Origin of the sequence: Burkholderia cenocepacia, assembly GCF_014211915.1 — a bacterium.
Taxonomy (GTDB): Bacteria; Pseudomonadota; Gammaproteobacteria; order Burkholderiales; family Burkholderiaceae; genus Burkholderia; species Burkholderia orbicola.
Map to the genome: position 1 here is coordinate 2,394,940 of NZ_CP060040.1, position 14,328 is coordinate 2,409,267.

The following is a 14,328-nucleotide window of genomic DNA, read 5'->3' on the forward strand; positions in this document are numbered from 1 at the left end:
CCGATGCGTAGAATGCCCGCATGAAACCCTGGATCGCAGTCCTGCCGATGTACAACGTGACGCCGCGCCACGCCGCCCTGTGGCGCGCGCTGCTGCGTGATGCGCTCGATGCGTTCGCGAACGCGGGCGGGCCGGCTGACGTCGTGCTGCCCGACGCGCCGTTCGACGATCTGCACGCACTGTGGCGGCGCGACGACCTGCTGCTGTCGCAGACCTGCGGCTACCCGTACCGGATGCTCGGCTTGCACGACGTCGTGCGATTGATTGCGACCCCGATTTTCGATGCGGAGGGCTGCGACGGGGCGCGCTACAGCAGTGTGCTGGTCGTATCGGCGCGTGTGTATGCGGGCGGGGCGACGACGCTCGCCGCCTGCCGCGGGTTGCGGGCCGCCTTCAACGGCGAGGATTCGCACAGCGGGATGAACGCATTCCGGCACGCGGTCGCACCGCATGCGCACGACGGACGGTTCTTCGGCTCGGTCACGCCGTTCGGTTCGCACCTGAACGTGCTGCGTGCGCTGGCCTCGGGAGAGGCCGATTGCGCGGCGATCGACTGCGTGACGTTCGCGTATGTGCGCGACGCGCTGCCCGATCTGCTGAAGGACATCCGGATCATCGGCACGACGGCATCCGCGCCGGGCTTGCCGTTCGTCGCATCGCGGGCGGCGCTGGCGGATACGCAGGTCGGCGCGTTGCAGGAGGCGCTCGAGCGCGCGGCTGCCGCCGATGCGGAACGGGCGCGCGTGCTGAGGCTGAAGGGATTCGACCGGCTGTCGCCGGCCGACTACGACACGATTGCGCGGTTCGAGCAGGCCGCCGCGACGCACGGCTATCCCGAACTGAGGTGACGCACGGGGCGGCGCCCGGCGGTGCTGCGACCGCCCGCGCCGCGGCCCGCTTACTCCTCGTCCATCAACCGGACCTTGACCCGCTTGCCCTTGATCTTCCCGGCATTGAGCTTGCGCAGCGCGTCGCGCGCGACGCCGCGCTCGATCGCGACATAGGTCGAGAACTCGGTCACGTTGATCTTGCCGATCTGCTTGCCGTCGAATCCGGCGTCGCCAGTCAGCGCGCCGAGCACATCGCCCGGGCGGATCTTGTCCTTGCGCCCGCCGAGGATCTGCAGCGTTTCCATCGGCGGCAGCAGCACGCTGTCGTCCGCCGGCTTCAGTTCAGCGAGCGGATGCCATTCGACCTCGCGCTTCTGCGCCTGTTCGATCGCGCCGACGCGGCCCATCTCGTCCATGCTCGCGAGGCTCAGCGCCCAGCCGTCCTGATCCGCGCGGCCGGTGCGGCCGATGCGGTGTACGTGCACTTCGGGGTCGGGCGTCACGTCGACGTTGATCACCGCTTCGAGCTGTGCGATGTCGAGCCCGCGCGCGGCGACGTCGGTCGCCACCAGCACCGAGCAGCTGCGGTTCGCGAACTGGATCAGCACCTGGTCGCGCTCGCGCTGGTCGAGCTCGCCGTGCAGCGCGAGCGCGTGGAAGCCTTGCGCGTGCAGCACGTCGAGCAGATCGCGGCATTGCTGCTTGGTGTTGCAGAACGCGATCGTGCTCACCGGCCGGTAGTGGTTCAGCAACTGGCCGACTGCATGCAGCCGCTCGTCCTCGGTCACTTCATAGAAGCGCTGGCGAATCTTGCTGTCGTCGTGGCGTTCCGCGAGCTTGATTTCCTTCGGATTGCGCAGGAACTGCTGGCTCAGCTTCGCGATGCCGTCCGGATAGGTCGCGGAGAACAGCAGCGTCTGACGCGTCGTCGGGCACATCCGCGCGACCTTCGCGATGTCGTCGAAGAAGCCCATGTCGAGCATCCGGTCGGCTTCGTCGAGCACCAGCGTGTTCAGCGCGTCGAGCTTCAGGTTGCCGCGGTCGAGGTGATCCATGATGCGGCCCGGCGTGCCGACGACGATGTGCGCGCCGTGCTCGAGGCTCTGCGCCTGCGGACGCATCGGCGTGCCGCCGCACAGTGTCAGCACCTTCACGTTCTCCTCGGCGCGCGCGAGGCGGCGCACTTCCTGCGCGACCTGGTCGGCGAGCTCGCGGGTCGGGCACAGGATCATCGCCTGCACGTCGAAGCTGCGCGCATCGAGGCGCGCGAGCAGCGCGAGCGAGAACGCGGCGGTCTTGCCGCTGCCCGTCTTCGCCTGCGCGATCAAGTCCTGGCCGGCCAGCGCGACCGGCAGGCTCGCGGCCTGGATCGGCGTCATGTCGACATAGCCGAGCTGCGCGAGGTTCGCGAGCGTGGCGGGCGTCAGCGGCAGCGCGCTGAACGGCGTGGCGGTCGGTTGGGTCAAGACAGGTCTCCGAGGTAGGGGCGGCCTTCCATCTGCTCGTAGACGACGTTGCCTTCGTCGTCCTCGAAGCGTTCGAGATAGTTGCGGGCGCCGCACAGCGGGCAGCGGAACAGCAGCCCCTGGCCTTCGTCCTTGATGACGACGTCGGACTGTTCCCACTGCGTGCCGCAGCTCTGGTTTCGGCAGGTAAACACGGTCTTTCTCCAGCTGAATTCGGTTGATGGCGCGCCCGGGCGGGCGCGGCCACGGCGGGCGGCGCTCGCGCGGTTCGGGCGCGGGCCGCACCGGCGGTGGCTCGGGTTGGGTCGATGCGGATGATGGATCGGGCGGCGACGGCGTCGCGCGTGCCGCAATTCTAGCGGAAGCCGGTGCTCGCGCCCGGCGCGCACCAGGAAAAACGGCCGCCCCGGAGGGCGGCCGTGTCGGGCGGCATAACGGTGCCGCATGGGTGCCGCGCGGCTGTTGCGCGGCGTCGGGCGCGTTTACAGCGCCATGTCGGCCGATGCCTTCGCCGGGCGGGCCGGCGCGTTGCCGGTGGCCTGCGACGGCGCGCCGAGGTCGATCTTCGGCGGCGGCGACAGTTGCAGCACGTCGCTCGTGTAGGTCCATTCCTCGACGACCTTCGCCGGGCTGTCGTTCAGCTTGGTGCCGTAGCTCGGCACGATCTGGCGGATCTTCTGCTGCCACTCGGGCGTCGCGACCTTGTCCTTGAACACCTTCTTCATCAGGTTCAGCATGATCGGCGCGGCGGTCGATGCGCCCGGCGACGCGCCGAGCAGGCCCGCGATGCTGCCGTCCTGCGACGCGACGATCTCGGTGCCGAGCTTCAGCACGCCGCCCTTGACCGGGTCGCGCTTGATGATCTGCACGCGCTGGCCGGCCTGCCACAGGCGCCAGTCTTCCTTCTTCGCGTTCGGGAAGTATTCCTTCAGCGCGTTGAAGCGGTCGTCGTCGGTCAGCATCAGCTGGCCGGCGAGGTACTGCACCAGCGGGAATTCGTCGACGCCCACGCGCATCATCGGCGCGACGTTGTGCAGGTTGGTGCTCTTCGCGAGGTCGAAGTACGAGCCGTTCTTCAGGAACTTGGTCGAGAACGTCGCGAACGGCCCGAACAGGATGATCTTCTTGCCGTCGATGATCCGCGTGTCGAGGTGCGGCACCGACATCGGCGGCGAGCCGACCGACGCCTTGCCGTACGCCTTCGCGAGGTGCTGCTTCACGACCTCGGGGTTGTCGGTCACGAGGAACGAGCCGCCGACCGGGAATGCGCCGTAGTCCTTCGCCTCGGGGATGCCCGACGCCTGCAGCAGGTGCAGCGCACCGCCGCCCGCGCCGATGAACACGAACTTCGCGTCGACCGATTGCGGCGGTTCGTCGGAATGCAGCTTGACCCACGACACGTGCCACGTGCCGTCGGCGTTGCGCGTGATTTCGCGCACTTCGCTCGACAGCGACAGCGTGAAGTTCGGCTGCGTCTTCAGGTAGCCGACGAACTGGCGCGTGATCTCGCCGAAGTTCACGTCGGTGCCGATCGGCGTCCACGTCGCGGCCACCTTCTGGTTGCGATCGCGGCCTTCCATCATCAGCGGCACCCACTGCTTGATCTGGTCGTAGTCTTCCGAATACTGCATCCCGCGGAACAGCGGGCTCGCCTGCAGCGCTTCGTAGCGCTTCTTCAGGAAGCGGACGTTGTCGTCGCCCCACACGAAGCTCATGTGCGGCGTGGAGTTGATGAACGCGTGCGGGTTCTTCAGCACGCCTTGCTTGACCTGCCACGCCCAGAACTGGCGCGAGATCTGGAACGACTCGTTGATCTCGATCGCCTTCGAGATGTCGACCTTGCCGTCCGCCTTCTCCGGCGTGTAGTTCAGCTCGGCGAGCGCCGAGTGGCCGGTGCCGGCGTTATTCCAGCCGTTCGAGCTTTCCAGCGCGACGCCGTCGAGGCGTTCGACCATCGTCATCGACCAGTCGGGCTGGAGTTCGTGCAGCCAGACGCCGAGCGTCGAGCTCATGATGCCGCCGCCCACCAGCAGGACATCGACTTTCTTCGTATCGGCGGCGTGCGCCGACGATGTCGCGACGCACAGCGCGAGCGCCGACAGTATTACCCGTAACGTTTTGATCACAGCAGATCCCTTTTTCAACTTGGATGCATCGGTTTGCCATGCCGCCCGGCGCGCGGTTCCGTGGCGCCGGAACGCGGGTCCGGAGATTCGGACCGCGAATCCGGAATTCCGGATCGGCGCGGCGCGCCGTTGCATTTGCGCACGCGAAGCGATTCGGAAGGACACCTTCGGATCGGCTTCCCGCGGGCAGGCAAGCGCCTGCTTCGCGAGGGTGCGCCACGCGCCCGGGCCCGGGCGGCAAGCCTGAGCGGACGGCGCTTCAGGCTGCGTTGAAAGGGGCCGCGTGCGACGCGTTTTGCGGGGGCGGGGTGGCAAGGGGCGCGTAATATAACCGAACTCGGACAACGTGTCGCAGGCGGCGAATATCCCTGTTTTCGTGGGGTTTTTTGCGTGTCCGGGTTTCCGGAATGACGGTGCGCGACGCGGGAAAATCGATGGGGATCGGCGGGTCGAATGCGTGCGATGGAGGGGCCATGCACCAGACCGGAACATCATCGGATCGCGGCGTTGCACCGCGACCCGTTCACGCGCATCACTTCACTTCGTTCCGCCGTTCCGGCAGAACTGCTCGTAAGCCTGCGCCGAATTCGCGAACCCCCGCGCCTTCGCAAGTTCCCACGGACGCTCGCACTGCTGCGTCCGCTCGCACCACGCGTAGCCGGCCGAGCCGATGCAGCCGTGCGCGTCGCGATCGCCGCCGACCAGCGGCGGGGCCACTGGCGCGGCATTATCGGCCGGTGCCGAAGCAGCAGCCGGCGCGGACGATTGCGCCGCACAGGCGCTCAATGCGAATGCGCAGGCGATCGCGGCGGCAAACGACGCGGTGGGAAAGTAACGTTTCATCGGGTAGCGCTCCATGGGATGACGATCGACGGCGGATGCCCGTGTGTGGGCGCCTGAAAGGCATGAACGGTCACGCGTCCGGCACCGGCACGCGTGACGAGAACTTCACTTCGCGCAACGCGAGACTCGACTGAATCGACGATACGCCGACCTGCTTCCTCTGCACGCGCTCGAGGCACCCGGCGAAGGTGCTGGCCGCGATGCCGGTCACAGTCTATCGCGGCGCGATCGGCGAAACGCGCATCACGCCGCGGGGCGACCTGAAGCACGGCGCGATCTCGGTGTTCACCTGCAAGAGCGGCAGGAAGGTGCTGCTCGACATCGTCCGGATGTAACGTCGCAGCGGGGCGCGTCCCGCCGCGCAGCCTTACGAAACTCGCACGCGCGCATCGTCCGCGCGGCGTGCCGCGTCGTGCACGATGTGCAGCTCCCGTGTGCGGATCGGCAGCGCGCAATCCGCGTCGGCGAGCGTCTTGCGCACCTGGCGCGCGAGGCGCCAGCGCATCGTCCAGAACTTGTCGGTATGCGTCCACACGCGCATGTTCGCGACGGCCGTGCTGTCGTCGAAGCGCATCACCATCACGTCCGGCGCGGGGTCCTGCAGCACGTCGGGATCGGCCACGGCCAGCGCATGCAGCGCAGCGAGCGCGCGATCGATATCGTCGTGCACGGACACTTCCACTTCGAGATCGAGGCGGCGCGTCGGGTTGCGCGTGTAGTTGCGGATCGAGCTGCCCCACAGCGCGCTGTTCGGCACGTACTCGCAGATGCCATCCGGCTTCGTGAGGCGCGTCATGAAGAGCCCGACCTCTTCGACGGTGCCCGCGACGCCTGAGCCGCCGTCGATGTAGTCGCCGACCTTGAACGGCCGCAACAGCAGAAGCATGATGCCGGCCGCGATGTTCTGCATCGTGCCTTGCAACGCGAGCCCGATGGCCAGGCCAGCCGCGCCGAGCACCGCGACGATGCTCGCGGTTTCGATGCCGAGCTGCGACAGCGCGCCGACGATCGCGACGATGCGGATGCCCCATACCGCGACGTCGCAGAGGATCGGCCGCAGCGTGTCGTCTACGCGCTCCTTGTTCGAGAGCAGCCGGTTCAGCCAGTTGCCGACGCGTTTCGACAGCCACCAGCCGACGATGAGCAGCGCCAGGCCGGCGGCAAGCTTGAGAGAGAGGGTGGACAATGCGTTCCACAGGAACGTCCAGCGTTCCGGATGAAGATGATCGAGAAACATGACGGGATTCCGGTGTTGAAGACACAGTGCGCGGCGCGTGTCGTGCGCCGGCAGCCCTCGACTGTACACGGCGTGGCGGGTTTCGCGCGAATGCATGGCGTCCCGGCGGCATTGTTTTGGTACGAGTATTAAGCGGCATTATTAACAAATAAGACGAGTCCTATTTAGCCGTTTCGACCACGCCGATACACTCGCTGTCGAGTAGCCGGATCGCGACGATCGTTCCTCAGCGATGTCCGGTTCTTTCCCGATTTTTCATTGAATAGCGAGTGACGACGTCATGCGGTCAGACCTGCGTTTCCGTGTCGCACGCGAGCAAGGTCGACCCGCGTCCCGCGGCGTTCACCGTTTTCCGATGGGTCGCGCATTCCTGTGCGGCATCGTCGCGGCGGCATGCGTGGCCGGCGCACAGGGCGCGGCAGCGCAGGCGTTTCACGACGCCGCGCCGGTCACGCCCGCGACGGCGGAAAACACCGACCTTGGCGACGTGCCTTTCTTCAATTCCGCGCGCACGACGTGGGGCGGCCTGCGTGCATCGTCCGCCGCGCCGCTCGACGTCGCTTATGCATCGCATGCGTGGAACGTATCGGCAGGCACCGGGCGCGACGATCCGGTGGTGCGCTTCGGCGCCTGCGTTGCATATCGCGTGCTGTGCGATACCGCGCGCGGTGCGGTCGAACGCGGCTATGCGGCGCGGTTCGATTACGGGCTGGCGTCGGCGCTGCCCGCGACGGGTGCGCAGCCGGCGTTCGCGCACGGTCCGGTCGATCTGGCCTCCGCCGAGCCGTTCACGCTCGCGCAGCCGGATCGCGGCACGCGCGCCGGCGCGATCGTCGGCAGCCTGCACGCGTCGCTGGCGCGCGCCGATCTGCCGGCCGGCGTCGCCGCGCAGATCGCCCGCATGCTGGCCGGGCGCATCGATCCGACGCAGCGCGGCGCGCAGGGCGACACCTTCCGCGTGGCATTCGAGCCGGACCACGGCGCAACGCGGCCGGGCCGCGTACGCGTGACGGCGCTCGATGTCCGCTTTCGCGGGCAGCGCGTCGCGGCCGTGTGGTTCGCCGCGCAGGCCGGCTCGCCGGGCGCCTATTACGAGTTCGACGGCATGCCGCTCGCCGGCGCACGCTTCTCGATGCCGGTCGCCGCGACGCGCATCAGCTCGCCGTTCGGCGCGCGCGTGCATCCGGTGAGCGGTGCGCGTCACGTGCATTCGGGCGTCGATCTCGCGGCGCCGGCGGGCCGCGCCGTTCATGCGTCGGAGCGCGGCGTCGTGACGTTCATCGGCACCGAGCCGCGCGGCTATGGCAAGTACGTGGTGATTCGTCATGACGGCGGTTACGCGTCGTACTACGCGCACCTGTCGGCGTTCGAGCCGACGTTGCGAACCGGCGCGCGCGTGATGCGCGGTCAACGCGTCGGCGCGGTCGGCAGCACGGGAACGGCGACCGGCCCGCATCTGCACTTCGAGGTGCGCCGGCATGCGCGCCTCGTCGATCCGATCGAGCTCGTGCACGCAGCCAGAGCGGCGAAACTGAAGGGTGCGCAACGCGTGGCGTTCAACCGCGTGGCGCGTGATGCGCGCATTCAGCTAGCATCGGCCACTTGGGCGCAACCCGTGGCGATGGCGACGCGCTCCGCATCCCATGCGGGCTGACCGCTAGCAGTTGCCCGCTCCTCGATGCTGGCCGCAATGGCCGGCATCGTTGCATGGGCCAACCGACACCCGCCGTCTCGGCATGCGCGCAACGACGCTGCGCGCGCGGCCGGACTGGTCCTACACCCCGTTGACGATTTCAGCCTGGTCTGATGGTTCCGCTTTTGCCCCGTCGCTAAGATTTCCGGATGCAACGCGCGTGGCGATTCCCACAGCGGGTCATCGCGACCGCGTTCGTACCTCAATCCACTCGATCGTGCGCACCCGGCGGCGCTCGTGAGCGCGGCCGCGCGCTTCATGCATAGACGACCGCGCTGGGCAAAACACGGCGCGGCGCGCACGACGACACAACGGGATGAAAACCATCTATGTCAAAACTGGATTTCACGTCGAAACGCACGTGGGGAGCGCTGGCGGCGATTGCCGCCGTGGCCGGCGCACTGACGTCGACCCTTGCGTGGACGGCCGGCTGGATTGGTTCGCGCACGACCAGCGTATCGCTGGTATCGGAAACCCCGCAGCCGTTTCCGCCCGGCTTTCGCCGCGCGCACGGCAAGGGCGTCTGCTTCGTCGGCACGTTCCGTTCCGACCGCGCGGCGGTGCCGTTGTCCACCGCACGTGTCTTCACGCAGGCGGACATCCCGGTCGTCGGACGACTCTCGATCGGCACCGGCAGCCCGTACGCGGCCGACAACTCCACGACGACGCTGAGCATGGCTCTGCTGCTGACGACCGATGACAAGCAGCAATGGCGCATGGCGATGAACAACCAGCCGTACTTCGCGACACACGAACCGGAGGGCTTTCTGGCCATGCAGCAGGCGACCGCGCCTGACCCGGCCACGGGCCAGCCAGACCGGGCGCGGGTGTCCGCGTTCCTGAAAGCGTACCCGGAGGCGGAGAAGTTCATGAAATGGGCGGCGCAGGAACCGGCTCCGGGCAGTTTCGCGGGCGCGACGTTCTACAGCGTCAATGCCTTCTATCTCGTGGCCGCCGACGGACACCGGCAGCCGGTGCGCTGGATGATGCGCCCGCATGACCCTTTCATTCCGATGAGCGATGCGCAGCGGCAGAAGGCCGACCACGACTTCCTGTTCGAAGGCGTGCGCGAGCGGCTCGCGCGCAAGCCGCTCCATTGGGACTACGTGTTGCAACTCGCGCAGCCGGGCGATCCGGTCGACGACGCGTCGCAGCCGTGGCCGGCCGATCGCAAGCAACTCGTCGCCGGCACGCTGGAAATGACGCGTGTCGTCGAACAGGCCGAGGGCGCGTGTCGCGACATCAACTTCGATCCGTCGATCGTGCCCGCGGGCGTCGCGGTGTCGAACGATCCGATCCTGAACGCGCGCTCGGGAGCGTACGCGCATTCGTTCAATCGCCGCGAACGCGAAATCGGCTACGGCAAGGCGACCGAGGCAGTCAGCAAGCAGGAGGTCAAATGAATACGCACAAGCTCGCGAGCGGCGGCACGCCGCGCCATTTCAACGCGCTGGCGCGCGGTCTGCACTGGCTGATGGCCGCGATGATCCTGGCCATGCTGTTCATCGGCGCCGGCATGATGACGTCGTTGCATCACCGGATCTGGCTGATCGACCTGCATCGGCCGCTGGGTATCGCGATCCTCGTGCTGGCGCTGCTGCGCGTCGCGAATCGGGTGCGCAGCCGGCCGCCGGCACTGCCGGCTAGTCTGCCGTATTGGCAGATGCTCGCAGCGAAAGCGTCGCACTGGGCACTGTATGTGCTGATGCTGGCATTGCCGCTGATCGGCTGGGCCTTGTTGTCGGCGGGCGGTTTCCCGATTGTCCTGTTCAAGGGCGTCAACCTGCCTGCGATCGTACCGGCCAGTCCGACGCTCTTTGCATGGTTGCGCGATGCGCATGGCCTGTTGGCGCGACTGCTGTTCGTCGTCGTGCTGGCCCATCTGTCGGCTGCCCTGGTTCATGCGTGGATTTACCGGGACGGCGTTTTTTCCAGCATGGCACGTGGTGGACGGCAACGCGGTTAAGTAGCCCGTCGTTCGATCGTCGGCGGAGTGCGTCGCATGGCGGCTTCGACGGCGGCCGTCCAGCTATCCGGAACATCTGCTGGCGGGATCGTCGAGCGCATCGACGAACACCTCTGGCCATGTAGTCGTCCAAAAGCGGGTGGCATTGCTTCGTGCAAGGCAACATGGCCGAATTGTCCATGTTGCCTTGCACGGCCCGTGCGATTGCGGTATCGCGTCATATTTTCCGATTCGCCCGAATCTCGTCGTCACGACTTTCAGGAGTCTCGCGATAACCGGAAAATTAAACCGGTTCGCTCCGGTCCGCTTTCATGATGCCGGTGCCGCAGCATTTTCCGCGACGCAACAACGCGACCATTTTCCTTATTTCCCGTTCCGCAATGAATTGCCACGTGATTTCCGATATCACGCCAATGGATCTTGCGATTATTTCAAGACAGGTGATATAACCCGTTTCACGCACCGATTTGCAGCAATAACGTCACCAATAAATGCGAGCGGAAAATGAAAAGAAAGGCGCGGAACCTGGGTTTGGGTGGAATGGCGATTCTGACCGGCGCGGTGCCGGTCAGTGCGTATGCGGCGTGCTCGGCCACCGCGCCGGGCAGCGGTACGACGGTGACGTGTACCGGCGCGAACGCGCCGTCGGTCGTGGCCACGGCCGGCAGCACCGGCGTGACGATCAACCTCGATTCGACCGTGACGGGCAGCTACGTGCTGACGTCCGCGCCGACGCCGTTCTCGGTCGACACGTCGAGCACGATCACCAACAACGGCAACCTGTCGATGTCCGGCAACGGCACGGGCGTCGCGAACCGCGGCGCGGTGCTGCTCGGCGTGAACAACGGCAACACGCTCACCAATGCGGCGACCGGCGTGATTTCGACGTCGGGCACCTACAACGACGGGATGGCCGCGAACGGCAACAACAATACGCTGGTCAACAACGGCACGATCACGACCACCGGCAACAACGCGTACGGGATGACGGCCGCGTGGGGGCAAAGCAATCCCGGCGCATCGGGCAACCAGATCGTCAACACGGGCACCGTGACGACATCCGGCAACAACGCGCGCGCCGCGTCGCTGCTCGGCGGCAATGGCACGATCACCAACAGCGGCACGCTGACGTCGAACGGCCGCGATGCGCCGGCCGTCTACATGCAGGGCAACAACGACACGCTGGTCAACAGCGGCACGATCCAGACCACCGGCACCGCGACCAGCGGTGGCAGCGTCGACGCCGTCGTATCGAACACGCTCGGCAGTTCGTTCACCGCGACGATCACGAACCAGGCCGGCGGCCGGATCATCAGCAACAACGGCATCGGCGTGCGCTCGACCAACGGCGCGACGACGATCACCAACGCGGGGCTGATCCAGGGCGGCGGCGGCACCGCGATCCAGGGCGGCAACGGCAACGTGACGCTGATCCTGCAGACGGGCTCGCAGATCGTCGGCACGGCCAACGGCGGCGCGGGCACCAACACCGTGACGCTGCAGGGCACCGGCACCGCGTCGAATGCGTTCACGAATTTCCAGCGCCTGACGATGGCCGGCACCGACTGGACGTGGGCCGGCACCGGCACGTTCTCGACCGCGCTGGTGCAGAGCGGCACGCTGAACCTTACGGGCACGCTCGGCACGACGACGGCATCGGTCGTCGCGACCGTCAACGCGGGCGCGACGCTGCAGGCCAATGCGTCGAACCTGCCGCTGTCCGTCACCGACAACGGGCTGGTGCGCTTCCAGCAGGACAGCGCCGGAACGTACACGGGCACGATCGCCGGTGCGGGCGCGGTGGAGAAAACCGGCGCGGGCACGTTGACGCTCACGCCGTCCGCGGCGGGCGGCAATACGTATTCCGGCGGCACGACGATCACGCAAGGCACGCTGTCGGTCGCGGCGGACAACGCGCTCGGCGCTTCATCGGGAAGACTGACTTTCAACGGCGGCACGCTGCAGTTCGGCAGCGCGTTCAATCTCGCGTCGAGCCGCGCGATCTCGACCACTTCGAACAACGGCGCGATCGATACGCAGGGGTTCAACACGACGATCATGCAGGACATCACGGGTTCGGGCGGACTCACCAAGCTGGGAGACGGCACGCTGACATTGAATGGCGTACACAGCACGTATTCGGGCGGAACGAACGTGGCTGCCGGCACGCTCATTGTCGGTGATCTCGATGCGGCGGCGGGTCTGCGGGGCGGTGGCCCCTTGACCATCGCGCCCGGTGCGACGCTTGGCGGGTATGGCAGTGTGACGGGTAACGTGACGAACAATGGCACGATTTCAGTCGCGAATGCGCTGCCCAGTCTGGCCAGCGGTTTGCCGGGAAGCTTCCAGATATTCGGAACCCTGACGAATGCGGGAGTTGTGGAGCTCCGTGGGCGCGTTGTCGGTAACGGATTGGCCGTGTCGGGCAATTATGTCGGGCAGAATGGAGCGGTCAACATGAATACGACGCTTGCCGGCGACGGTGCGCCATCGGACACGCTGCTGATCGGCGGTGTGCCGGCAGTGGCGACGGCAAGCGGCAAGACGACACTGAACGTAACGAACGTCGGTGGTGCCGGTGCGCTGACCAAGTCCGACGGTATTCGGTTGGTTTACGCCGTGAACTTTGCGAATACGGGTAACGCGTTTACGTTGGCGGGCGGTACGGTCAGCGCTGGCGCTTACTCCTATTATCTGGTGAAAGGCGGGGTTACCGCCTTGACGGGGGAGGACTGGTATCTGCGCAGCACGGTTCCTCCGCGGCCGGATCAGCCAACGCAGCAACCGCCATTCAGTGTTGCCGACGGTACGCCGGAATCGATCGTCGAGGCTGTCAAGAACGCGGCGCCCGACGCCAAGCCGGAACCTGTTTACCGTCCCGAAGTCCCGCTGTACTCGGAAGTGCCGGCTGTCGCGCGCCAGCTTGGATTGCTGCAGATCGATACCTTCCATGATCGCCAGGGCGAACAGGGACTGCTGGCCGAAAACGGCTCGGTGCCCGTGTCGTGGTCACGTGTATGGGGCGGCTACAGCAACATCAAGCAGAATGGCGATGTGACGCCGTCCTATGACGGAACGGTATGGGGGATGCAGGTCGGGCAGGATCTCTATGCGGACAACCGACCGAGCGGACACCGTAACCACTACGGCTTCTTCCTCGGATTCTCGCGCGCGATTGGGGACGTGAACGGTTTTGCGCTCGCGCAGCCGGATCTGGGCGTGGGTTCGCTGCAGGTGAATGCGTACAACCTCGGCGGATACTGGACACACATTGGCCCGGGCGGCTTGTATACGGACGCAGTGGTGATGGGGAGCGTGCTGACCGTACGCACGCATTCGAACAACAATGTGAGTGGTTCGACGGACGGCAACGCGGTCACCGGTTCGGTCGAAGCGGGCGTGCCGATCTCGCTCGGCTATGGGCTGACGCTGGAGCCGCAGGCGCAGTTGCTGTGGCAATGGCTGTCGTTGGCCCGATTCAACGACGGCGTGTCGGACGTCACGTGGAACAACGGCAACACGTTCCTCGGCCGGATCGGCGCGCGGCTGCAATACGCGTTCGATGCGAACGGCGTGAGCTGGAAGCCGTACTTGCGCGTGAACGTGCTGCGTTCGTTCGGCAGCGATGACAGGACGACGTTCGGCGGCTCGACGACGATCGGCACGCAAGTCGGGCAGACGGCCGGGCAGATCGGCGCGGGGCTCGTCGCGCAGCTGACGAAGCGCGGCAGCGTGTATGCGACGGTCAGCTACCTGACGAACCTCGGTGGCGAGCATCAGCGCACGATCACTGGTAATGCCGGCGTCCGGTGGGCGTGGTGACGCGGCGGTCCATCGATCGATGGTCTGCCGCGAAGGGTGAACCGGCCGTGGCGCGAGCGCTCGAGCGCGCATCAGGCAGCGTACTGAAAGTCGGCGTACAACAGGGTTCGAACCATGTGGCCGCGCCGATCGACCACCCTCGAACGCCCGTGCCACGGTCGGATCGTGCGCGGTTCCCGATGGCCAGCGGGCGCGGCCTGCACCGCAAAACCCGGGCCGTCGGCAGCTTGTCGAACCGGAACCGCGCAGCGACGGAGTAGCGTCGGGCGCAACGTACGCCCATCAGCCTGGTCCGATTTGACCGAATCCCGCGAAGCGGGCGTTCGATGCAACGCGTGGCGGCGC

Annotated in this window: 11 protein-coding genes and 1 pseudogene; 6 read left to right on the forward strand and 6 right to left on the reverse strand. The window is 66.7% G+C overall.

The genetic code is table 11. From position 1 onward, the window contains the following. Positions 1 to 20: 20 nt before the first annotated feature. Positions 21 to 848, forward strand: coding sequence for a phosphate/phosphite/phosphonate ABC transporter substrate-binding protein (locus SY91_RS27165; RefSeq protein ID WP_043886537.1), 828 nt, complete (start codon positions 21 to 23; stop codon positions 846 to 848). A gap of 50 nt (positions 849 to 898) precedes the next feature. On the opposite strand, the gene dbpA is transcribed toward SY91_RS27165, so the two are convergent. The 5 genes and pseudogenes from dbpA to SY91_RS35530 form a co-directional block, all read right to left on the reverse strand. Further along, positions 899 to 2,296: an ATP-dependent RNA helicase DbpA gene (gene dbpA, locus SY91_RS27170; protein WP_023474839.1), complete on the reverse strand. Its 1,398-nt coding sequence runs from the start codon at positions 2,294 to 2,296 to the stop codon at positions 899 to 901. Then, the gene (locus SY91_RS27175; protein WP_006483193.1) at positions 2,293 to 2,490 is read right to left on the reverse strand and encodes a hypothetical protein; all 198 of its coding nucleotides are present in this window, start codon (positions 2,488 to 2,490) and stop codon (positions 2,293 to 2,295) included. Before SY91_RS27175 ends, dbpA begins: the two co-directional genes overlap by 4 nt. Before the next feature lie 288 nt (positions 2,491 to 2,778). After that, positions 2,779 to 4,422, reverse strand: a complete 1,644-nt coding sequence (mqo, locus tag SY91_RS27180; RefSeq protein WP_023474838.1) for a malate dehydrogenase (quinone) — start codon at positions 4,420 to 4,422, stop codon at positions 2,779 to 2,781. A gap of 537 nt (positions 4,423 to 4,959) precedes the next feature. Continuing rightward, positions 4,960 to 5,265, reverse strand: a complete 306-nt coding sequence (locus tag SY91_RS27185) for a hypothetical protein (protein WP_043886592.1) — start codon at positions 5,263 to 5,265, stop codon at positions 4,960 to 4,962. A 70-nt stretch (positions 5,266 to 5,335) separates the two neighbouring features. Further along, positions 5,336 to 5,440: pseudogene (locus SY91_RS35530) on the reverse strand (Lrp/AsnC family transcriptional regulator); the annotation flags it as partial. A 25-nt stretch (positions 5,441 to 5,465) separates the two neighbouring features. Here SY91_RS35530 and SY91_RS27195 point away from each other — a divergent pair. Then, a complete protein-coding gene (locus SY91_RS27195; RefSeq protein ID WP_023474836.1) occupies positions 5,466 to 5,600 on the forward strand; it encodes a hypothetical protein in 135 nt (44 codons plus the stop codon). A 32-nt stretch (positions 5,601 to 5,632) separates the two neighbouring features. On the opposite strand, the gene SY91_RS27200 is transcribed toward SY91_RS27195, so the two are convergent. Then, a complete protein-coding gene (locus tag SY91_RS27200) occupies positions 5,633 to 6,502 on the reverse strand; it encodes a mechanosensitive ion channel family protein (protein WP_043886535.1) in 870 nt (289 codons plus the stop codon). A 280-nt stretch (positions 6,503 to 6,782) separates the two neighbouring features. On the opposite strand from SY91_RS27200, the gene SY91_RS27205 reads away from it, so the two are divergent. The 4 genes from SY91_RS27205 to SY91_RS27220 all read left to right on the forward strand — a co-directional run bounded on the left by SY91_RS27205 (position 6,783) and on the right by SY91_RS27220 (position 13,983). After that, positions 6,783 to 8,156, forward strand: coding sequence for a M23 family metallopeptidase (locus tag SY91_RS27205; RefSeq protein WP_023474834.1), 1,374 nt, complete (start codon positions 6,783 to 6,785; stop codon positions 8,154 to 8,156). 368 nt (positions 8,157 to 8,524) lie between these two features. Then, the gene (locus SY91_RS27210) at positions 8,525 to 9,598 is read left to right on the forward strand and encodes a catalase family peroxidase (protein ID WP_023474833.1); all 1,074 of its coding nucleotides are present in this window, start codon (positions 8,525 to 8,527) and stop codon (positions 9,596 to 9,598) included. Next, positions 9,595 to 10,161 (forward strand): cytochrome b, encoded by a 567-nt coding sequence (locus SY91_RS27215; RefSeq protein WP_023474832.1) that lies wholly within the window; start codon positions 9,595 to 9,597, stop codon positions 10,159 to 10,161. Before SY91_RS27210 ends, SY91_RS27215 begins: the two co-directional genes overlap by 4 nt. Before the next feature lie 540 nt (positions 10,162 to 10,701). Continuing rightward, on the forward strand, positions 10,702 to 13,983 hold the full coding sequence (locus SY91_RS27220) for an autotransporter outer membrane beta-barrel domain-containing protein (protein ID WP_023474830.1): 3,282 nt from the start codon (positions 10,702 to 10,704) through the stop codon (positions 13,981 to 13,983). Positions 13,984 to 14,328: the final 345 nt, after the last annotated feature.